The sequence below is a fragment of the Arthrobacter sp. R-11 genome (genome assembly GCF_049913155.1).
Lineage (GTDB): Bacteria > Actinomycetota > Actinomycetes > Actinomycetales > Micrococcaceae > Arthrobacter.
Genome location: NZ_CP183979.1, coordinates 3,667,367 through 3,687,657 on the forward strand (window position 1 = coordinate 3,667,367; position 20,291 = coordinate 3,687,657).

The following is a 20,291-nucleotide window of genomic DNA, read 5'->3' on the forward strand; positions in this document are numbered from 1 at the left end:
AGCCACATGCCCGACGACGGCGGCCGGCCGGGTGCCGCGGTTTCCGCCTGCGCCGCTCATGCCGCCTCCTCCGCCGAGAGCTGGGAGGAGACGATCTCGCGGTACGTTTCGGATGTCTCCATAAGCGATTGGTGGGTGCCGCGCCCGACGATCCTGCCGTCGTCGAGCACCAGGATCTGCTCGGCATCGATGATGCTGGAGACGCGCTGGGCGACGATCACGAGGGTGGCGCCGGCGGTGCTGCGCTTGAGCGCCTGGCGGAGCCGGGCATCGGTGGCGGTGTCCAGGGATGAGAAGGAGTCGTCGAAAATGTAGAGCCCCGGCTGTTTCACCAGTGCCCGGGCGATCGCCAGCCGCTGCCGCTGCCCGCCCGAGAGGTTGGTGCCGCCCTGCGACACGGGCGCATCCAGGCCCCCGTCCATCTCCTGGACGAAGTCGCGCGCCTGGGCGATGGCGAGCGCTGACCACAGTTCGTCCTCGTCGGCGTCGGGCTTTCCGTAAAGCAGGTTGCTGCGGACGGTGCCGGAAAACAGGTAGGGCTTCTGCGGCACCAGGCCGATGTGGCCCCACAAGAGGTCCGGATGCAGGTCCCGGACATCGACGCCGTCCAGGCGCACCGAGCCGCTGCCCGCATCGAACAGCCGGGGCAGCAAGTTCACCAGGGTGGTCTTACCCGCCCCGGTGCTGCCGATGATCGCCGTCGTCTGCCCCGCCGGGGCGGTAAAGCTGATGCCTTCCAGCACCGGCTGCTCGGCGCCCGGGTAGGCGAATCCGACGTCGACGAGTTCCAGTTCGCCGCGGCCGGCGCTGCTGAGCACCGGTTCCAGCGGCGGGCGCACGCTCGACTCGGTCTGCAGGACTTCCCCGATCCGGTCTGCGGACACGGCGGCGCGCGGAATCATCACCGCCATGAACGTGGCCATCATGACGGACATCAGGATCTGCATCAGGTAGCTGAGGAAGGCGATGAGGGTGCCCACCTGCATGGAACGGTCCTCGATCCGGAAGGCGCCGAACCAGATCACGGCCACGCTGGAAATGTTCAGGACGAGGATCACCACGGGGAACATGAGAGCCATGAGGCGGCCGGCGCGCAGCGCCATTTCGGTGACGTCCGAGTTAGCGGCTGCGAAGCGTTCGGTCTCCATGCTCTCCCGGACGAAGGCCCGCACCACCCGTATGCCGGCCAGCTGTTCGCGCAGCACGCGGTTGACGGTGTCGATCCTGGTCTGCATCTTGCGGAACAGCGGCACCATCCGCGAGACGATCAGCCCCACTGCGATCAGCAGCACCGGGACGGCGACGGCGATGAGCCAGGACAGCTGGGCGTCCTGCCTGATTGCCATGACCACGCCGCCGATGCTGAGGATTGGGGCGGCCACCAGGAGCGTGCAGGTCATGAGGACCAGTTGCTGGACCTGCTGGACGTCGTTGGTGGTCCGGGTGATGAGTGAGGGAGCCCCGAAGTAGGCCACCTCCTGCTCGGAGAATTCCCCGACCCTGGCGAAGATCGCATCGCGCAGGTCCCTGCCAAGCGACATGGCAGCCTTGGCCCCGAAATAGACTGCGGTGATCGAACAGGCGATCTGAGCAAGGGTGATGAGCAGCATCCAACTGCCGGTGCCGAGGATGTACCCGGTATCGCCGGTAGCCACGCCGTGGTCGATGATGTCGGCGTTGAGGGTGGGCAGGTAGAGCGAGGCGATCGACTGGGCCAGCTGGAAGACGACGACGGCGATCAGCAGCCGCCGATGCGGCCGCAGGTACTGCACAAGGAGCTTCCAGAGCATCCGTATTCCGCTCGCCGAAGTGATCTTGCAAGTCAGTTTACGGCTGGTTGCCATGGGCAACTAGAGGAAATTCCTGCGGCTGCCCGCACCGACCCCTCTTCAAGCAACGCGGGATCATTGACGGCCCATCATGGTGCCAAACATGGGCCGTAAGTAACCCCGCGTGGCTCCACCCTGTCCTGCGCCGGATGGACATCGACGGGAGCAGCCCGCCGCGGCGGGCCAGGCTCACTTTCCGAGGTCACCGGTTACAGCTCGGGCTTCAAGATTTCGAGCTGGGTCGACCAGGAATATGGCTAAGAATGGACTTGGAGAAGCCGCCATCGACACAGATGTCCTGCCCGGTGACGTAGCCCGATAGAGGGCTCACAAGAAATTCGATCACGTTGGCAATGTCCATCGGATCGCCGATCCTTGCCAGCGGGATGATATCTTCCCTTGCCTTCTTGATTTGGGGATCGACGTACATCTTTTCAGTCATCCGCGTGTGAGTCATGCCCGGAGAGACCACATTTACACGGATTCCGTCAGGTGCCCATTCCAATGCGAGCGTCTGGGCCAGCATCGTCAACGCAGCCTTACTGGGGCTGTAGGCGCCTGATCCGGCGTGCGGTAGCTGGCCAGACATCGAAGAGGTAAAACAAGCGGAACCGCGGCTCTGCCTCAGATGCGGGTAGCTTGCTTTGGCAAGAAGCCACGCGCCACGGAGGTTAACGGAGAACATGCTGTCCCAGTCCTCAAGGGAAAGGTCACAGATGGCGCCAGGACTGGCGACCCCGGCATTCGCTACCAATGCATCCAGACCACCGAATTCGGCTACCGCAGCTTCTACCAGTTCACTTGGCACGTCGGTATCTCCAAGGTCGCCCGCCAACGCGATGGCCGTGCCTCCCATTGACTGGATGGAACGAACGACTTGATCCTGGCTGCTGTTCGATTCGTGCCCACATACGGCAATCATCGGGTGCACACCCCGAGCAAGAGCCGCCTCTGCGATTCGCAGGCATGTAGACGCCCCTATGCCGCTACTTCCGCCACTAACCAACGCCCTCATCACACACACTCTTTCCAACGGGGATTCAAGATGTAAACCGATTCCATTATTTTTTTCAACCATTGGCTGATGCGCCGCGCTCCCCCAACGCTGGAGTTAGCTTCCCAGTTCCCAGCCTTGGTTTTTGAGGTCCTGCATCGCCTTCTTAAATTCGTGCACCGGGTTCTCTTCGCGAATGATCTCAAGAACCACGTTGTTGACTCCGCATGTTTCTCTGACGGCATTCCCCAGTCCATTCCAGTCGATCACTCCAGTGCCGATTGGATCGTGACCCCAGGCTTCGGTGCCCGTGTCGGAAATATGCACAAGTCCAATTGATTCGTGATTGGAGAGCAAGCCATCTACTGGATCCTCTCCAATGTAAGCAGCATTCGCGACGTCGTACACGATCTTGAGCGAATCGTCGTTGACCGTGCTCACGACACCTGCCAAGTCCCGGATGGTAGGTGCGAAGCAATAAGGAGTGTTTTCGAAAAGGAGTCGCGTGCCGGCCTGCTTGGCCAGCGGAATCAGGCTCTCCAGGCTCTCGTACATCCACCCGTAGGTCCTTTCGAGCGAAGGCGAGATCATGGGGCGCCTTGTACCAGGCGAGATCACAACCTCGGATACATCCCAGGCGGCAGCCAGATCAATCACTGACTTAATGTGTTCAATGCTTTTGCGACGCATGCTGGCGCCAGGGCTGGCCAAATTTATGTCATATCCACCGGCATTCAGAGACCTGATGCCGGCGCCCCGCTCATTGAGCCTTTTGTAAATTGCAGAGCGCTCCGACGTGGAGATCTCGTCCGGCCAGCAGTGCGGAGAGCTAACCGGAACTTCAAAGACCCGATACCCGTTGTCGACCAATTCCGTGATCGCATCAGCCGCGCTGGCCGACCATAGATAGGAAAACGTATTAATAATCATCTGGAAACATATCCTCGGTTCTGTGCCCATGGAGAAGGAGCCGGTAAATGGCCAGGCTTTTGGCGAGCCAGGCGGCTCGAACGGAGGCCGGGACGACCATGCCCCTTCCTGCCCGTTCGAGCCGCAAGACTTCCAAGGTGCGAGCGCTTAGTGGGAACCCTTCGCCTGGCTGCTCGGAGCAATCAGGTATTCGCCCTCCACGACCTCCGGGTCAGCCTGCGCTACTGTGGCGCGGCCTCCCCGGCTGCCGGTTTCCGGGAGCGTGAAGTACACGATGAGACTGAGCGCGACGATCACGATCATGTAGACCGCGACAAGCATCGGCTGCCCGGCGCCAACGAATGCAGCGGCGATCAGCGGCGCTGTACCGCCGAAGACGGCGATCACGATCTGGTGCGCAAGGCCGATGCCCGACACCCGCACGGCCGCTGGGAACAGTTCGGCCTGGATGGTCGGGTAGACGGACTGCCAGATGCCAAGAACCACCCAGCCGGATGCCGATACGAGGACGTACACCCAGAAGCCCGGCTGGTTCAGCAGGAGGAGCAAGGGGTAGAAGAGGACGATCATGCCGATGGCGCCGACGACGGGGAAGATCTTGCGACGGCCGAGCCTGTCAGAGAGCGCGCCGCAGACCGGCACGATGATGACAAGCAAGGCCAGCCCGATAACGCTGCCGGCCAGGGTAGAGGACAAGTCCCGGCCGGTGGTCAGCTTGGCATAGGTGGGGAGGAAGGTGGCCCACGTGTAGTAGGCAACGGCTGGAGCAGAGAGTGCCGCCGCCTGCAGCAGAGCCTTCGGGTGTTCGCGGACCAGGTCCCGCAGGCGTGCCATGGCCGACTTTTTGTCGACGGCTGCACTTGCCTCGAACTCAGGTGTCTCTTCGGCGCGGGCCCTGAGGACAAGCCCCACGACACCGAGGATGCCGCCGATAACGAACGGGATGCGCCATCCCCAAGCGGCGAGGTCCGCCGGAGCAAAAGCTGATGTCACCATCGCCGCCGCACCGGTCGCTGTAAGGGTTGCAAGGCCACTCGCCATATTCGTGAACGAGCCGAACAGACCCCTCCGGCTCGCGGGAGCGTGCTCAACCATGAAGGCGATGGCGCTCTGCTGCTCCGTTCCGGCAGAAATTCCCTGGATAATCCGTGCAACCAGGAAGAGAGCAGGCGCCGCGAATCCGATGGTCGCAAAGGAAGGCGTGAGACCGATGATCAGGGCGCCAACGGCCATCCCGGAAATGGAAAGCGTCAGGATAAGCCGCCGGCCGAAGCGGTCCGCCAGTGGCGAAATGATGATTCCGCTGAGCGGCCGCACAACGAACCCGACTGCGTAGGTAAGCAGCGCTGCAACCAGCGAGGCGAACGGGGAGTCGCTTGGAAAAATCTGCGACGAGAACACTGCTGCCAACAACCCGTAGATGTACCAGTCGTACCACTCCACGAAGTGGCCGATTGTGCCTGCCACCAGGTTGACGTTGCGGCGCGGGCGCTCAGACGCTTCGGGAAACTCCGAAGGGTCTGGACTGCCGACGGCTTCTTTTGAGGTCTTCATTGAACTCTCCATGTTTTCACGGTTACTGCGGAGGGGTATTGGAATTTTGCCCGGACGCCCGGAGCGGCGTGCGGGCCGGGAAGGAATCTGATCCGGCTCTCTCCGCCAATGAGATCGATTGCAAAAAAACTCATCAATGAGATCGGTTGCTGAGATCGGTTGCAAGCAATGCTACGTAGGCTGGATCACTCTGTCAATGGTCATTTTCGAACAGGGAACGGAGGTCGTCCGGGCCCTGAAAGGTCATCCCTGAATTGGCAGGGTCTTCTCGTTGTTGAGGTCAAGGAAACGGACTCCGGACCAGGTGCAGTTCAGGCTGCCGTAAGAAGCCCAATACTCGTCCCAATGCGCCAGTTTCCACCGGTCCCTCTCCAGGCCCCGCTGAATGAGCCGCTCCCGAAGAACATCCTGCGGAACCTGCACCCGCACTACCGTGGTCTCCGAAGCAGGCCAGTCGAATTCTTCCGCGGCGCGCGTTAGATAGTCCGGATTGGCGAAGTACGCGCCGAAGGGTGCGTCGAGTACAACCGACCGCCCCAGCCGCAGATTCGCTCCAGCGGTATCCATGAGCGTCTCGTATTCCAGGGGCAGAACATTTTCCCGGTAGAACCCGTTGGATTCCCGGTCGCTGGGGTCATGGCCGGCTGCTTTCAAGGCGAATTCGACAAGACGACCGCAGATCCGGTCCTTGTCCAGGTATGCGGCTCCATGCTCCTTTGCCGTTTGTTGCGCAATGGTCGTCTTTCCGGATCCGGCCGGGCCGATGACGATGAAGACTTTGGGGACCGTCATTGGCGGGCCTCTGCCACTGCCGAGAGGAACTCCCGTGCGGCCGCGGTGACGCGGGAGAAGTCGCCGTCAGGCTGCCATGCTTTGGTCACATAGCTGCCCACACCCACGCCAGCCACGCCAGCCGCGAACCAATCGCCTACGTTCTCCAGGGTTACACCGCCTGCCGGCATGATGGGCAGATGCGCCAGCGGAGCCAGCACCGCCTTGGCGTAGGAGACTCCCCCAGCCTCGGTCGGGAAGAGTTTGAGGATGTCAGCGCCGGCTTCGGCGGACTCAACGAGCTCCGTGGGAGTGTAGGCTCCGCTGACGGTCGGCACCTGGTACCGGTTGGCGGTCCGGATCATTGCCGGGTTCAGCTGGGGACTGACCAGGAATGCGGCACCGGCACGGATGCACTCGTAGGCCGAGTGCTCGTCCAGGACCGTTCCGGCCCCGATCACTACCCCGTTGGGCCCATGCTTGGCGGCGAGCCGGCGGATCACGTCTACGGCGCCTGGAATTGAAAGCGTGATTTCAAGCGCACGGAACCCTCCTTCGATGGCGGCTTCCGCAACGCGCTCGGCAACGTCTGCGTTCTCCAGCCGCACGATCAGGACGGCGCCGGACTCGTGGATGGTTTGCAGGGTGCGAAATTTCTTGTACATTGCTGGCCTTTCTTCTGGCCCGGGAAGCTTCTCTGCTCCGAGGCATCGTGGGTCGCTTTTGAAGTGTCGTTGGCGCCACTCTTGAAGTGTCGTTGACAAACTCTCCCACCATCCATACTGTTATTGCAACCGATCTCAGCAATCGATCTCATACTTAGCAAAGGGGCTGGCAAATGAGTAGACCGCGCACGATCATCCTTGGCGCTTCGCACTGGCACGTCCCGCTCCTCACACGGGCAGTCGGCGAAGAACACCAGGTCGTCGGAATCAGCGACGAGGACGTATCCCTCGTCCAAGGACTTGCAGAAGCCTGGAGCTCTCCGGTGGAGGCTGACTGGCGGAAGCTGGTGGATCTGCCGGATCTCGGGCTTGCCTACGTCTTTGGCCCGCACGCCGGCATGGCGGAAAAGTGCTTTGCGCTGATCGAACGCGGCATTCCGTTCGTCGTGGAGAAGCCTCTGGGCACCTCCCTTGCAGAGCTTTCCGAGGTGCGGAAAGCTGCGGAAGCGGCCGGTGTACCCGTAACAGTCCCGCTCGTTCAGCGGGGCGGCCCGGTTGAACGCTGGCTGGCCAAGGCCGGCCGCCCGGCGTACCAGAGAATCTCCTTTATCGCCGGGCCGCCCTCACGCTACTTGCGTAACGGCAATTCCTGGATGCTGGACCCTGCTGCAGCAGGTGGCGGGTGCCTGGCGAACCTGGCACCGCACTTTGTGGATCTTTTCCTACAGGGCAGCAACGAGACAGTCCAGAACGTAGATTCCCGGCTGTCTTCCGTTCTGCACGGCGCGGGTGTAGAGGACCATGCCAGCCTCATCATCACTACCCCAAGCGGCCGTGAAGCCATCGTCGAGGTGGGGTATGCGTTCCCCGATTCGCCGCTGAAGCGCTACTGCAGCTACACCTCGGCAGGCGAGGCAGGATTCGCCTCCATCGGCTCGGACGGTTCCGCCACCTTCACCACCGTGGATGGAGAGACGGAATCCGCCGTGCTCAACGTGGACAGCGACCCTCTCTACGATTCGTTCGTACGCAGTGTCGCAAGGACGCTGGAAGATGGATTCCAAGGGCTGCCAACCCTGGCCCAGCTTGAAGATGCGATGCGCCCGATTTGGCAGGCATATGACGACCACGGAGGAAGAGAAAATGGCAGACCTTAGCATTGACGTTGTCGCGAAGGCCGCAGGCGTCCACCGCTCTACGGTTTCCCGGGCATTCTCCAAGCCGGAGGCAGTCAAGAGCGAAACCCGGGAACACATTCTCCGGGTCGCCGAGGAGCTCGGCTACACCATGAGCCCGCTCGCCCAGGCCTTGCGTCGAAAGACCAGCACCTTCATCCCACTGATCGTGCCTGACATCACCAACCCGTTCTTTGCAGAACTTGCCAAGACCATGACGCAGGCCGCTGACGAACGCGGCTACCAGCTGCTGCTGTGTGTCACGAACGGAGACCCCGCCAAGACCGAAGGGTACTTCACCGCGATGCAGGCCATGTACGCCCCCTTCGGAATCGTCGCGCCCTCCACGAAGGTCGATACCGAGGCCCTCAAGCGCTTCGATTTCGGGCACAAGGTAGTAGTGATCGACCGTGTGGAAGGCGACGACTCGGTCCCGACCGTCACCGTCGACAGCCGCCGCGGAATCGTCCTCGCCCTGGAACACCTGCGTTCCCTGGGGCACACCTCGATCGGCTACGTTTCCGGTATTTCCGGGACCCACACTGCGCAGGACCGGATGGACGCATACCTGGAGCTGTCAGCGGAAAGCGGCAATACGCCCGTCGTCCTCGACAGCGGCTCCGACCCGGACGCGGGGGCCCGCGCGGCAAAGCACTATCTGGAGATGGAAAACCCCCCGACGGCGATTATCGCCGCCAATGACATGGTCGCCTTCGCGGTGATCTCGGCGCTGGGCCAAAGCGGTATCCGTGTGCCGGAAGACGTATCGGTCATGGGCTTTGACGGCCTGGCATTGGGTTCCCGTTTCAACCCGGCCCTGACTACAGTGCGGCAGCCGATCGACGAGATGGGAAGCATCGCGATCGAGCTGGCAGAAAAGCAGAACCTGAACGGTTCGGTAGACCACGTGGTTCTGGAGCCTGTTCTTCTGGTGCGCTCCTCCACCTCGGGACCGCGCAAATGACCGGGGCCAGCCCGAAGACGCTGCGCCGGCTGCCCGGGCTGCAGTACACCGACCACGTCGGCCTGACGGTTCCGAACCTCGAGGACGCAGTCACCTTCTTCGTCGAGGTGCTCGGCGCGGAGGAACTGTACCGCTCCGAGCGCGGACCCGACTCCGAGTTCATGCCCACGAACTTCGAAGTCCCTGCCGATGCGAAGCTCACCCTCGCCATGCTGCGGATGCCTCCGAACCTGAACATCGAGCTTTTCGAATGGAGCAGCGCCGAACGGCGGGAAAGCCCGCCACGGCATTGCGACGCAGGCGGGCACCACCTGTGCTTCGTCGTCGATGACGTGGACGACGCGGTTACCGTGCTGCGGGAAACCCCCGGAGTGCGCGTGCTCGGAGAACGCAAGGAAGTCGCCGGCGACAGTCCCCGCGTGGCGGGCAACCGCTGGACCTATTTCGTTACCCCCTGGGGGCTGCTGATGGAGATCGTCGACCGATCCCGTGTCGCAACCCCACCACGGCTGGTCGGCCCCGCGGACTGGACAGCAACTCAAGACACTTTCAGAAAGGACGTGTAAGTATGCGACTGGCAGGCCACACACTGGGCACCCCAAACCATACAGTCCCCCAGGCAATCAAACTTTTCCGGGCCGCAGGGCTCGATGCCGCAGAAGTCATCTACCAGGATGGCTACACCTCGGGTCTCCCCCAGGGCGACCGCCGCGCTGCCATGGAGGCGTTGAAGGCGGCGGAAGATGAGGGCCTGCCCATTCTTGGCCTGACGCCGTACACCACGGCCATCAACTCGCTGGACGAGGGTGAATGGCGCGGCGGAGTGGACGAATTCCGCGGCGCCATTGAGACCGCGCATCTGCTCGGGGCCGACCGGGTGCGCGTGTACGCGGGATCCTGGCACCCGGGTAACAGCGATCACGCGGGGCACTGGGCGAAGCTGCGGGAAGCCCTGGAGACCCTGGCGCCTGAGGCCGAGCAGGCCGGGGTACGCCTGTGCGTGGAGAACCATTTCGGCACCATGACCCAGACTGCGGCCGAAACCGCGGCGCTCGTCCGGGAGGTTGCCCACCCGGCCGTCCGTGTTCTCTACGACCAGACCAACCTGACCTTCACCCACGACGAGACCTACGAACAGGCCTTTGCCGTCCAAGGCGATCTGATCGGCCACGTACACGTCAAGGACCTCGTGTTCACTGACCCGAACGCGGCCTTCCGTGCCACGGAAACGGCCCGCGTCAATGCCTCCGAACGGGCCGTCCGGTCAAGGGTTGTGGGGAACGGCATCCTGCCCTGGCCCCAGATCCTCGCTGCGCTGCTGCGCCACGGCTACGATGATCTGCTCAGCATCGAGTACGAGTACCGCTGGCACCCGCAGGACCTCCCGAGCCCTGAGGACGGGTTCCGGGAATCAGCAGCCGCCCTGCGCGCAATGCTTTCAGATCTCGCCGAAGTGCAGGAGGCACGATGAACACCCAGCGTTTGCGGGTCGGCGTGATCGGCGCCGGCAATATCGCCACGATTGCCCAGTTGCCCACTCTCGTACAGCGCGACGACGTTGAGCTGGCTGCACTGGTGTCCCGGCGGGAGGATCCGGGAAGCCTGGTCCGGCGCTGGGGTTTCGGTGCCGCATACCGCTCGGTGGAGGACATGCTGGCCGCCCAGAAGCTGGACGCCGTCTTCGTCCTCACTCCGCGGTCCGAGCACGCGCATGCCGTCCAGCTGTGCCTGGAGAACGGCGTCGACGTGTTCTGCGAGAAGCCCCTGGCCCCGGCCACCGAGGAGGCAGAACGCCTGGCGGACCTCGCCGACGAACGCGGCCGCATCCTGATGGTCGATTTCAACCGCCGCTACGCACCTGTCTACACGGCAGGCCGCGAGGCGTTCGGGGAGAAGGGCGCTACCTTCTGCGTCGCCCAAAAGAACCGGCCCGGTTCGGAATACCGCGCAACGTTCGAAAACGCCATCCACATGGTCGATCTGCTCCGCTGGTACTGCGGCGGCGAACCCGTGGACGTGGCCGCGCATGCAGCCGGCGATGATCCGTGGGAAGAAGACGGCGTCGCAGCAGTCATCCGCTTCAGTACCGGCAACACCGGTGTGCTGATGGCAGCCCGGACCGCCGGGGCCTGGAACGAAAAGCTGGACGCCTATGGCGACGGAAAGACCGTGGAAGTGCGCGCGCCCGAAACGGTGTCCACCACTGTCAACGGAGTCACCACATCACGCGAACTCAGCGCCGAGGCCTACGGTTGGGCCACCGCGACCGACACTCTGGGCTTCTCCGCCGCCGTCCACCATTTCCTGGACCGCGTCGCCGACAGGGCGCAGCCCCTCACCTCGGGCCGCGAAGCCGTTCATACCCAGCGGCTGCTCGATCGGATCCTCGCGGCCTCCGGGCTGCCCGCGGAGGAACAACAAGGCCGGCAATGGCAAAGCCACGCCACAAACGGAGATACCAAATGAGCCTCAAAGACCAGGTGGTTCTGGTAACCGGATCGAGCGGCGGGATCGGCAACGCAGTGGTCGATGCCCTTAGGGCCGAAGGAGCCTTGGTCGTTGGCGCGGACCGGGCGCCCAAAGAGGGCCAGGAATTGGCCGCCTTCTTCCCGCTCGACGTCACGTCCGAAGAGCAGTGCGCCGCCGTCGTCAGGGACACTGCAAGCAAGTACGGGCGCGTCGACGCGCTCGTCCATGCAGCGGGAGTACTCGGCACCACGCCCGGCATCATGGAGACAACGACTGAAGAGTTCGATTCCATCCTGCGGATCAACGCTTCCGCGACCTTCTCGATGGTGCGGGAAACGGCCAAATCAATGCTTGATACCGGTACTGCCGGTGCCATCATCATCCTCTCCTCCGTCGCAGCGAAGGAAGCCCGCCTCAACTATCTGCCCTACAACGCAAGCAAGCTCGCCGTGCTGCACGTGATGTGGTCATTCGCCGAGTTGCTGGGGCCCAACGGCATTTCCGTCAACGCCATCGCCCCCGGTCCCGTGAACACCCCCATGCGGGCACAGTTCGACAAGGATTCCGGCCCGGGTGCGGCTGCCAGCCGGGCAGCGAGGGAGGCGCAGCTTCCCATGCGCCGCTTCGCTGAACCCGAAGAAGTGGCCCGCGCCATCCTCTTCCTGGCCGACCCCGGGAACCGCTACATCACCGGTGTCACCCTGGATGTAGCAGGCGGGGCACATCTCGGCATGGGAACCTGAGCGAAACAGCACGCGACGGCGGGAGGTTGCCTCCCGCCGTCGCACTCGTTAACAGCCATTTCCTTAGCAGCCAAGCACCATCCCACTAGCGCCTAATCGGCTCCCAAATCTCGCTCCCCTCGATTCGGGCCCCTCGCCGGTTAGGCTGGGAAACGACCGCGATCGTCACCGAAAGGAAGCGTTGCCATGGCCTACATCACCGTCGGAACCGAGAACAGCACGGATATCGAGCTTTACTACGAGGACCATGGCAGCGGGCAGGCGGTGGTCCTCATCCATGGCTACCCGCTGGACGGCTCCTCCTGGGAGAAGCAGGCAGCGGCGCTCCTGGACGCTGGATTCCGCGTCATCACCTACGACCGCCGGGGCTTCGGCAAGTCCAGCAAGCCCACTGCCGGCTATGACTATGACACCTTCGCCGCAGACCTGAAGGTCCTGCTGGACACCGTCGACGTAAATGACGCCGTGCTGGTGGGCTTCTCGATGGGGACCGGGGAAGTGGCCCGGTACATCTCGGCGTACGGGTCCGCGCGTGTTGCGAAGGCCGTGTTCCTCGGATCCCTGGAACCGTACCTGCTGGATCCGGAGGAAGGCACCGACGGCGTTCCGCAGGAAGTGTTCGACGGACTGCTGGAGGCCGCAAAGGCGGACCGCTACGCCTTCTTCACCGAGTTCTTCAAGAACTTCTACAACAGCGACACCTTCCTGGGCACTCCGCGGCTCAGCGAGGAGTCCGTGCGGGCCAGCTGGGGCCTGGCCGCCCAGGCAGGGGCCTTCGCCTCCGTCGCCGCGCAGCCCACCTGGCCGACGGATTTCCGTGCGGACATTCCCAAGATCGACGTCCCCACCCTGATCGTCCACGGGACGGCGGACAGGATCCTGCCCATCGACGTCACCGGCAGGCCGTTCTCCCGCGCACTGCCCGACGCCGACTATCTGGAGATCGACGGCGCCCCGCACGGCATGCTCTGGACGCACGGCGCGGAGATCAACGAGGCGCTGCTGGCTTTCCTGAAGAAGTAGCCCAAATCTGCGGATTCCGCGGAAACCGCGTATGACCGCCGGCCCACACTGTGGGCCGGCGGTCATATTTTGTTTGCGGTGCAACCATTGAAACCTTGGGATCCCAAGATGTAACCTGAGTCACACATCACCACAATGAAAACTCATTTTCGCATCATGGAACGCGCCCGCGCGGGCGCCGACCCACTCAGTGAGGAGCACGCCGTGGATAGAAAAGCTTCCCCGGAAACCGCCACAAGGCCAGCCGCCGGACCGGACACCAGCCCCCGCAAAGCGTCCCTGGCACAGCAGATCGAGGGCACCTACCAGAAGATCGGCGTCACCGGCGCCCACCGCCAGATCGTCTTCATGATCCTCCTGGGTGTCTTCTTCGACGCCCTGGAACAGAACGCCGTCGGCATCACCGGACCGATCCTGCGGCAGGCATGGGGCCTGGGCGGGGCAGAGATCGGCCTCCTCAACACCATGACCTTCACGGCCACTGCTCTCGGCCGCCTGGCCACCGGCCTGATCGTGGACAAGTACGGCCGGCGCCAGATGCTGGTCATCAACCTCATCATCTTCGCCGGCGGCTCGCTGCTGTGCGCCATCGCGCCCAACTATCCGGTGCTGGCCGTTGGCCGCTTCATCGTCGGCTTCGGGCTGGGCGGCGAGATCGCCGTCGCTGTCATCATGATGGCCGAATTCTTCGCAGCGAAGCACCGCGGCACCGCCGTCGGCCTCATCAACGTCACCGCGGCGGGCCTGGGCAACATGCTTGCCCCGGCCTTCGGCATCCTGGTCTTCACCCTCTTCGACGGCCCGGACAAGTGGCGCTGGGTCTTCGGCCTGCTCTTCATCCCGGCCCTGCTGGTGATGTTCTTCCGCCGCTTCGTTCCCGAAACCCCGCGCTTCCTGGCCTCCAAGGGCCGGATCGACGAAGCCAACCTTGTCATCACCCGCCTTGCCCGCGGCAAGCTCTCCGGGCCCATCAGCGACCCCGAACAGTTCATCACCGCCGCCCCGGACCCCGTCGAAGCGAAATCCACCGGCCACTGGAAGGACGCCCTGCGCGGCAAGCTCCTAAAGCGCACCGTCCTGCTGTGCATCGCGGTGTGCATGTCCTACGCCGCCCAGATTTCCATGCTCACCCTGATGCCCACCATCCTGGTTTCCCGCGGTTATGCCGTGAACACCAGCCTGTGGTTCACGCTGATCATGCAGTCCGGTTCGCTGGTGGGCGCATGCACCGCGGCGTTCCTCGCCAGCCGCCTGCCCCGCAAGAAGGTCCTCACTGCCGCCGCCATCCTGGGTTGCGCGGCTGGCCTGTCCATGGCGTTCCTCGCCGACAGCATCGTGCTCGTGGTGGTCTTCGGCGCCTTGTTCAACTTCTCGGTGATCATCCTGAACACCACCATCTGGCTCTTCGCCCCGGAGCTCTACCCCACCCGCACCCGCGGCTTCGGCACCTCGATCATCCTGGCGGCGGGCTCGCTCTCCGGCGGCCTCTTCCCGCTGATCTCCGGCGCAGTCTTCGACGCCGCGGGCCTCGGCGGCATGTTCACCACCCTTGCCGTCCTGTTCATCGTGCTGGCGGTCGCCGTGCAGTTCCCGCCGGAAACCTTCGGCAAGCCGATGGAAGAAGACGGCGAAGCCTCCGGCGACGAGGAGGCGGCAATCTATGGGCACTGACGCCACGTCCACGGAGCAGCAGGCGCGGCGCACGGTCCTGCTGGTCAACCCGAACAGCAATTCCCGCACCACCGCCATGATGGCCGAACTGGCCGAAGAGGCACTCACGCCACGGGGTTTCGACGTCGTCGGACTGACGGCGGCCGGAGGCCCGGCCATGATCATCGACCCGGAGTCGCTGGCCGCCTCGGCGGCGCATGTCCGCACCGCGGTGCTGGACTATTTGGCAGGGCCTGACGGCGGCACGGTGGCCGCGGTGATCGTCTCCGCCATCGGCGACCCGGGCCGGGAGTCGCTCGAGCAGGAACTTGACGTTCCGGTACTCGGCATCGGCCAGGGGTCGATCCACCAGGCGTCCAAGGGCGGCCGCCGCTTCGGGATGGCCACGAGCACACCGCTGCTGGCGGATTCCCTGGCCGCGCTGGTCGGCTTGCACGGAAAGTCGGAAGCTTTCAGCGGGGTCCGGCTCACCGCCTCCGAACCCTTGGTGCTCGCCGCGGATCCGGAACGGCAGTACCAGGAGCTGGCCACCGCCGTCGGCGATTCCACTGCGCTGGACGGTGCGGAAGCGGTGATTATTGCGGGCGGACCGCTCAGCGAAACGGCCCGCCGCCTGGCACGGACCACCACCGCGGAAATCATCCAGCCGGTCCCCAGCGCTTGCGCGCTGCTGCTGGAACGGCTGGGAGTGGCGGCAGCCTGAGCCGCAGAGGCACGCGCCTGACTCCTGCGGGGCGGCGCTGACGCATCCTCCCCAACGCAGCCGCCCGGTCAAAAGTTCCTCTTTGTCCTCATGCGACGAAGAATATTCACAAGTTTTGTCATACGGATCACAATTTCTTGTCACTATCACCGGCAATTTTCTTGAGTTAACGGGTAAATAATTCCCGAACCAAGGAAAACCATGCCTCACTCACCAGATTCCGCAGCTGTTCCCAACGACGCACACAGCCCGCCGGGCAAGCTCCCGGCGGGCAAGGAGCGGGGCCGGGCCAACTCCAGGCGGCCCGCCTTCCTCAACACCCTGGGCGCCGACCTCCCGGCCTCGCTCGTGGTCTTCCTGGTTGCGCTCCCCTTGTCCCTCGGCATCGCCGCGGCCTCGGGGGCACCCGTCATGGCGGGGCTGATCGCCGCAACAATCGGCGGGATCGTCGCAGGCAGCCTGGGCGGCTCACCCCTGCAGGTGAGCGGCCCGGCAGCCGGACTGACCGTCGTCGTCGCGGGCCTGGTGGACGAGTTCGGCTGGCAGGTGACGTGTGCAATCACCGCCGCCGCCGGCGTCGTCCAATTGCTCCTGGGAGTCAGCCGCGTAGGCCGCGCCGCGCTGGCCGTGTCACCGGTGGTGGTGAAGGCCATGCTGGCCGGCATCGGCATCACCATCATCCTGCAGCAACTGCATGTCCTGCTGGGCGGCCAGGCGGCCGGTTCCGCCGTCGAAAACCTCACCGCACTCCCGGCAGCCATCACCAACGTGGAGCTGCACTCCGCCCTGCTCGGAGTGGGCGTGGTGGCCATCCTCCTCGCCTGGAAGTTCCTGCCCCCGGTGGTGCGGAAGGTTCCCGGCCCCCTTGCCGCCGTCGTGCTGGTCACCGCCCTGTCCGTGCCCGTGGCGCCCGGCGTTGAACGCATCAGTTTCAGCGGTTCCCTGTTCGACTCCGTCGCCCTGCCCAGCCTGCCCGGGGACAACTGGCGTGCCGCGGCCATGGCCGTCCTCACCGTGGCGTTGATCGCGAGCATCGAATCGCTGCTTTCCGCCGTCGCCGTGGACAAGATGCACTCCGGGCCGCGCACCAGGCTCAACCGCGAACTCGTCGGCCAGGGCTCCGCAAACATGGTCTCCGGCATGCTCGGCGGCCTCCCTGTCACGGGCGTGATCGTCCGCAGCGCCACCAACGTGGAAGCAGGCGCCGCCAGCCGGGCATCCGCCATCCTCCACGGCGTCTGGGTCCTGGTGTTCTCCGTCCTGTTCGCGGGCCTGATCCAGCTCATACCGCTGGCCGTACTGGCCGGCCTGTTGCTGGTGATCGGCGCGAAGCTCATCAAAGTGGCCGACATCAGGACCAGCCACCACACGGGCGACCTCCTGGTGTACGTGGTTACCCTGGCTTGCGTCGTCTTCCTCAACTTGCTCGAAGGCGTCATCATTGGCCTGGCACTGGCTGCCCTGTGCGTGTTGTGGCGGGTGCTCCGGGCCCAGATCCACGCGCATCAAGCCACCGCCGCACACCTTCCGTGGCGGGTGACCATCGCCGGATCCTGCAGCTTCTTCGCCCTGCCCCGGCTCAACCGCGTCCTCCATTCCGTCCCCGAGCGCCAGGACGTGATGGTGGAACTCAATGCCGACTATCTTGACCACTCCTTCCGCGAAGCCCTGCTCGCCTGGCAGAGCCAGCACCGGAACACGGGAGCCTCCGTGGTGCTTGAAGAGCACGGCACCACCGCTTTCCGGGATGCCGCGGACCGGACGCCGCAGCGCCAGGATCCCCGGGAGTTTCCACTCCCGCCGAGGAATTCCTGGCAAACGCCACCCCGGGTGGACGCCCCCTTCGCCGTCGACGACGACGGACGGCCGCCACTGCGCTCCATCCTCCTGGGGATCGACAAGTACCACCGGCGGCATGCGGACAAGGTCCGCCCCTTGGTGCAGGATCTGACCGACGGGCAGAACCCGGACACCCTTTTCGTGGCCTGCGTCGACTCCCGCGTGAATCCGAACCTGATCACCAGCAGCGGTCCTGGTGATCTGCTGACGCTCCGGAACATCGGCAATGTGGTGTGCAGCGACGGCCACGATGCCTCGATCGACTCGGCACTGTCGTTTGGGGTCAAGGGATTGTCCGTGGACTCGATCGTGGTCTGCGGCCATTCCAACTGCGGCGCGATGAAGGCCGTCCTGGAAGATGCCGAAGGTGCCGGCAACGCCCCGCTGGGCGCAGGCTTTGACGCCTGGCTTGGACATGCCCGCCCGAGCTACCGCGAGCTGATGGCCGGCCACCCCGTAGCCCTGGCCGCCGAGGCTGCGGGCTACAGCCGCCTGGATCAGCTCAGCATGGTGAACGTGGCAGTCCAGCTCCGGAAGCTCGAAGGGCACCCGGTCACCGGCCCCGCACTGAAGTCCGGCCTGGTGCAGGCCACCGGCCTCTTCTACGACATCCGCACGGCGCGCGTGGTCCTCGTGACCCCGCAGGGCATCGAGCGCCTGGATGCGGGTGTGGCGGCGGTCAAGTAGAAGCCGTCCCTATAGGCACGGCCCCGTGTCCGCCGGCGGACACGGGGCCGTGCATGCCCGCAGTCTGGCTGAACGTCAGCAGCTCAACCCAAGGATCGACCCAGTTTCTATGGACGGCCGACGACGACCGGCGTAACTTAACGTCCAAACGCCGTGCCGGGGAGGTGAGTGTTTTGGCCAGGTATTTGGGGCACGGTGCCATTTCCCTTCTTCGCTCTGCTCTTCTCGCCCTCCTTGGCGCATTGGTGTGGTCGGTGTGGCTCGCCGGCCCGTCGCAGGCCAGTGATCTTTTGCCTCCGGTTCCGGCGGAACCCTCAACATCCGCCGTCCCCACCGTTCCGTTGCCGGCCGTTTCGCTGCCAGCCGTTTCGCTGGCCCCGACTCCGGCCCCGACCGTTGCCCCGGCCCCGATTCCGACTCCGGCCCTTACCGTGGCGCCGGCCCCGATTCCGATTCCGACTCCGACTCCGGCCCTGACCGTGGCCCCGGCAGTGCCCTCGGTACCTGCCGTCCCCGCCGTTCCGTTGCCGGCCGTTTCGCTGGCCCCGACGCAATTAGCCGAGATTCCGCAAGCCGTCATCAGTGAGCTGCCGGGTGCCGTCGCAACACCTCTCGTCGGGGTGATCGACGCCGTGGCGCCCGTGATTGACCGCGCCGTCGGGAACGGGCCGACGCTGCCGGTGCCCGAGCTGCAGCAGGTGCCCGGGCTGCTGCCATTGGCTCCCGGCTCCGATGCCGCCGCGTCCAACGCCGGACCACGCGATCCGGCTGCCGCTAATGCTTTCCGCCGTACCAGCGCGCTTCCGCCAAAGGTCCAGAACGGACCGGGAATGAACGCAGCGAGCCCCGGATTCATCCCGCACATGCTGGTCGTTGTGCCCGCTGCATCGTTGGCGACGGCAGAAATACCGCCTCCTGCGGGTGCGCCGCCGGGCAGACCGCTCCCTCCATCCGCGCCCCCGGTCCAAGCCGGGGCAACGAACGGACCACAGCTCGGCTCGGCCCATGGCGCCGCAGATCTTCCTGATCAACGGGCACTGGCACCACCGAAGGGAAACGCGGCCGTCCGTGACGGGCCGCAGATCCCCGCAGCCGGACCTTCGTTCGATCCGGGGTCTTCTCCCGACTGAGCAGGCCGTCCCTGCCCCAGGCAGGCACGACCACCTGCGCCACATCGCGCAGGAACAAGCCTCAGCCAAGAAGAGAAGCCATGAAAGACCATATCCAAGTTCAAGGCCGCAGCCATCACATCGACGCATTCATCGGCAATTGGCCCGACCCCATGCGGAAAGGAGCGAATAGCCACCAGCGAGGGCGCCCAGGCGCCTGAAGACAAGAACGCTTGAAGACCAGAACGACCCCGGCCGTGCAGTCAGCTTGACTGCACGGCCGGCGCAATTGTGCCCGAGCAGGTTGTCTTGCCTTCCGAAGCTAATGCTGGCTCGCGTAGCGGGTCACGAAGTTCCGCAGGATCTTCATCGGCTCGGTGACGGTGTGTTTGTAAGCCTCGGTAATGAGCCGTCCGGCGTCGTCCGGCGGGAAGTAGCCCGCGTACCGGTACGTGTTGATCCGCAGGGCCAGCCCGTCGGCGTCGAGCTCCGGATGGAACTGGGTGGCGTACAGGTTCCGCTTGATCCGGAACATCTGCACCGGACAGGCCGCCGATCCGGCCAGAAGTACGGCATTCCCCGGCAGCACCGTGCAGGCCTCTTTGTGGCCGACGAACGCGGCGAAGCGTTCGTCCAAGCCGGCAAGCAGCGGATCCTGCAGGCCGTCGGCGGTCAGTTTGACGGTGACGCCGCCCAGGGTTTCACCGTAGGTGCGGTCGATGAGGGCGCCCTGGTGCCGGCCCAGCGTGCCGACCCCGTAGCAGGCCCCGAGGAACGGGAAGTCCTGCGCCACGATGATGTCCAGCAGCCCGGCGAGCTCGCGTTCCACGCGGTGCTGGGTTTCGCTCTTGTGGTCCGCCGGGTCGCTGGAGGTGAAGGGGCTGCCGCCCACAATCACGCCCGAGTAGTCGGACAGGTCCAACTCCGGCAAGGGGACCGCCTCAAGGCGGATTCTCCTCAGCTGTGCCGCTTCCAGGCCGCCGAAGCGCAGATATGAGTGGTATTCAGCCTCGGCGGCAACGTCTTCAGCGCGGGAGGCGAGCAACAGGAAGGGCTTCACACAGCAAGTTTGCGCCCGTCCCGAACGCTGCGCCAGAGGCCGGAACGCGGGTGAGCCGGGGTTTACATGGAGGAAACGTCAGGTCCGGCCGAACCGCAAACGGCA

The 20,291-nt window shown here is 64.5% G+C and carries 17 protein-coding genes; 10 read left to right on the forward strand and 7 right to left on the reverse strand.

The features are described 5' to 3' along the window. Positions 1-56 precede the first annotated feature (56 nt). The 6 genes from ACN9M4_RS16675 to ACN9M4_RS16700 form a co-directional block, all read right to left on the reverse strand. Positions 57-1,790 carry an ABC transporter ATP-binding protein gene (locus ACN9M4_RS16675; protein ID WP_426299812.1) on the reverse strand — a complete coding sequence of 578 codons (1,734 nt, stop codon included), beginning with the start codon at positions 1,788-1,790 and terminating at the stop codon, positions 57-59. A gap of 262 nt (positions 1,791-2,052) precedes the next feature. Further along, complete coding sequence (locus ACN9M4_RS16680; protein WP_426303513.1) at positions 2,053-2,844, reverse strand: SDR family NAD(P)-dependent oxidoreductase; 792 nt, start codon at positions 2,842-2,844, stop codon at positions 2,053-2,055. Positions 2,845-2,940: 96 nt separating this feature from the next. Next, a complete protein-coding gene (locus tag ACN9M4_RS16685; protein ID WP_426299814.1) occupies positions 2,941-3,753 on the reverse strand; it encodes a sugar phosphate isomerase/epimerase family protein in 813 nt (270 codons plus the stop codon). A gap of 147 nt (positions 3,754-3,900) precedes the next feature. Next, positions 3,901-5,307, reverse strand: coding sequence for an MFS transporter (locus tag ACN9M4_RS16690; RefSeq protein WP_426299816.1), 1,407 nt, complete (start codon positions 5,305-5,307; stop codon positions 3,901-3,903). Between the two features lie 243 nt (positions 5,308-5,550). Next, entirely contained in the window at positions 5,551-6,099 is a 549-nt protein-coding gene (locus ACN9M4_RS16695) for an AAA family ATPase (protein WP_426299818.1), read from the reverse strand. Further along, a complete protein-coding gene (locus tag ACN9M4_RS16700; protein WP_426299820.1) occupies positions 6,096-6,743 on the reverse strand; it encodes a bifunctional 4-hydroxy-2-oxoglutarate aldolase/2-dehydro-3-deoxy-phosphogluconate aldolase in 648 nt (215 codons plus the stop codon). Before ACN9M4_RS16700 ends, ACN9M4_RS16695 begins: the two co-directional genes overlap by 4 nt. 173 nt (positions 6,744-6,916) lie before the next feature. Here ACN9M4_RS16700 and ACN9M4_RS16705 point away from each other — a divergent pair, with 173 nt between their 5' ends. From ACN9M4_RS16705 to ACN9M4_RS16750, 10 genes are all read left to right on the forward strand, one after another. Beyond that, complete coding sequence (locus ACN9M4_RS16705; protein WP_426299822.1) at positions 6,917-7,900, forward strand: Gfo/Idh/MocA family protein; 984 nt, start codon at positions 6,917-6,919, stop codon at positions 7,898-7,900. Next, complete coding sequence (locus tag ACN9M4_RS16710) at positions 7,887-8,882, forward strand: LacI family DNA-binding transcriptional regulator (RefSeq protein WP_426299824.1); 996 nt, start codon at positions 7,887-7,889, stop codon at positions 8,880-8,882. The genes ACN9M4_RS16705 and ACN9M4_RS16710 overlap by 14 nt, the downstream gene beginning before the upstream one ends. Beyond that, the gene (locus ACN9M4_RS16715) at positions 8,879-9,448 is read left to right on the forward strand and encodes a VOC family protein (RefSeq protein ID WP_426299826.1); all 570 of its coding nucleotides are present in this window, start codon (positions 8,879-8,881) and stop codon (positions 9,446-9,448) included. Before ACN9M4_RS16710 ends, ACN9M4_RS16715 begins: the two co-directional genes overlap by 4 nt. A gap of 2 nt (positions 9,449-9,450) precedes the next feature. Then, positions 9,451-10,353 (forward strand): sugar phosphate isomerase/epimerase family protein, encoded by a 903-nt coding sequence (locus ACN9M4_RS16720; RefSeq protein WP_426299828.1) that lies wholly within the window; start codon positions 9,451-9,453, stop codon positions 10,351-10,353. Further along, positions 10,350-11,348, forward strand: coding sequence for a Gfo/Idh/MocA family protein (locus tag ACN9M4_RS16725; protein WP_426299830.1), 999 nt, complete (start codon positions 10,350-10,352; stop codon positions 11,346-11,348). The genes ACN9M4_RS16720 and ACN9M4_RS16725 overlap by 4 nt, the downstream gene beginning before the upstream one ends. After that, positions 11,345-12,094 carry an SDR family NAD(P)-dependent oxidoreductase gene (locus ACN9M4_RS16730; RefSeq protein WP_426299832.1) on the forward strand — a complete coding sequence of 250 codons (750 nt, stop codon included), beginning with the start codon at positions 11,345-11,347 and terminating at the stop codon, positions 12,092-12,094. The genes ACN9M4_RS16725 and ACN9M4_RS16730 overlap by 4 nt, the downstream gene beginning before the upstream one ends. 186 nt (positions 12,095-12,280) lie before the next feature. Next, positions 12,281-13,117: an alpha/beta fold hydrolase gene (locus tag ACN9M4_RS16735; protein WP_426299834.1), complete on the forward strand. Its 837-nt coding sequence runs from the start codon at positions 12,281-12,283 to the stop codon at positions 13,115-13,117. A 204-nt stretch (positions 13,118-13,321) separates the two neighbouring features. Next, on the forward strand, positions 13,322-14,788 hold the full coding sequence (locus tag ACN9M4_RS16740) for an MFS transporter (protein WP_426299836.1): 1,467 nt from the start codon (positions 13,322-13,324) through the stop codon (positions 14,786-14,788). Then, positions 14,778-15,491, forward strand: coding sequence for an aspartate/glutamate racemase family protein (locus ACN9M4_RS16745; RefSeq protein WP_426299838.1), 714 nt, complete (start codon positions 14,778-14,780; stop codon positions 15,489-15,491). Before ACN9M4_RS16740 ends, ACN9M4_RS16745 begins: the two co-directional genes overlap by 11 nt. Before the next feature lie 201 nt (positions 15,492-15,692). Next, the gene (locus ACN9M4_RS16750; protein WP_426299840.1) at positions 15,693-18,017 is read left to right on the forward strand and encodes a SulP family inorganic anion transporter; all 2,325 of its coding nucleotides are present in this window, start codon (positions 15,693-15,695) and stop codon (positions 18,015-18,017) included. A 1,431-nt stretch (positions 18,018-19,448) separates the two neighbouring features. Here the strand turns inward: ACN9M4_RS16750 and ACN9M4_RS16755 are convergent. After that, the gene (locus ACN9M4_RS16755) at positions 19,449-20,186 is read right to left on the reverse strand and encodes a glutamine amidotransferase (RefSeq protein ID WP_426299842.1); all 738 of its coding nucleotides are present in this window, start codon (positions 20,184-20,186) and stop codon (positions 19,449-19,451) included. Between the last annotated feature and the right edge of the window lie 105 nt (positions 20,187-20,291).

Bases quoted from the DNA above. Each gene is read 5' to 3' on its own strand.
- ACN9M4_RS16680 (WP_426303513.1), bottom strand. From the start codon at position 2,844: ATGAGGGCGTTGGTTAGTGGCGGAAGTAGCGGCATAGGGGCGTCTACA.
- ACN9M4_RS16730 (WP_426299832.1), top strand. From the start codon at position 11,345: ATGAGCCTCAAAGACCAGGTGGTTCTGGTAACCGGATCGAGCGGCGGG.
- ACN9M4_RS16710 (WP_426299824.1), top strand. From the start codon at position 7,887: ATGGCAGACCTTAGCATTGACGTTGTCGCGAAGGCCGCAGGCGTCCAC.
- ACN9M4_RS16715 (WP_426299826.1), top strand. From the start codon at position 8,879: ATGACCGGGGCCAGCCCGAAGACGCTGCGCCGGCTGCCCGGGCTGCAG.
- ACN9M4_RS16720 (WP_426299828.1), top strand. From the start codon at position 9,451: ATGCGACTGGCAGGCCACACACTGGGCACCCCAAACCATACAGTCCCC.
- ACN9M4_RS16690 (WP_426299816.1), bottom strand. From the start codon at position 5,307: ATGAAGACCTCAAAAGAAGCCGTCGGCAGTCCAGACCCTTCGGAGTTT.
- ACN9M4_RS16705 (WP_426299822.1), top strand. From the start codon at position 6,917: ATGAGTAGACCGCGCACGATCATCCTTGGCGCTTCGCACTGGCACGTC.
- ACN9M4_RS16735 (WP_426299834.1), top strand. From the start codon at position 12,281: ATGGCCTACATCACCGTCGGAACCGAGAACAGCACGGATATCGAGCTT.
- ACN9M4_RS16695 (WP_426299818.1), bottom strand. From the start codon at position 6,099: ATGACGGTCCCCAAAGTCTTCATCGTCATCGGCCCGGCCGGATCCGGA.
- ACN9M4_RS16725 (WP_426299830.1), top strand. From the start codon at position 10,350: ATGAACACCCAGCGTTTGCGGGTCGGCGTGATCGGCGCCGGCAATATC.
- ACN9M4_RS16700 (WP_426299820.1), bottom strand. From the start codon at position 6,743: ATGTACAAGAAATTTCGCACCCTGCAAACCATCCACGAGTCCGGCGCC.
- ACN9M4_RS16750 (WP_426299840.1), top strand. From the start codon at position 15,693: ATGCCTCACTCACCAGATTCCGCAGCTGTTCCCAACGACGCACACAGC.
- ACN9M4_RS16675 (WP_426299812.1), bottom strand. From the start codon at position 1,790: ATGCTCTGGAAGCTCCTTGTGCAGTACCTGCGGCCGCATCGGCGGCTG.
- ACN9M4_RS16685 (WP_426299814.1), bottom strand. From the start codon at position 3,753: ATGATTATTAATACGTTTTCCTATCTATGGTCGGCCAGCGCGGCTGAT.
- ACN9M4_RS16745 (WP_426299838.1), top strand. From the start codon at position 14,778: ATGGGCACTGACGCCACGTCCACGGAGCAGCAGGCGCGGCGCACGGTC.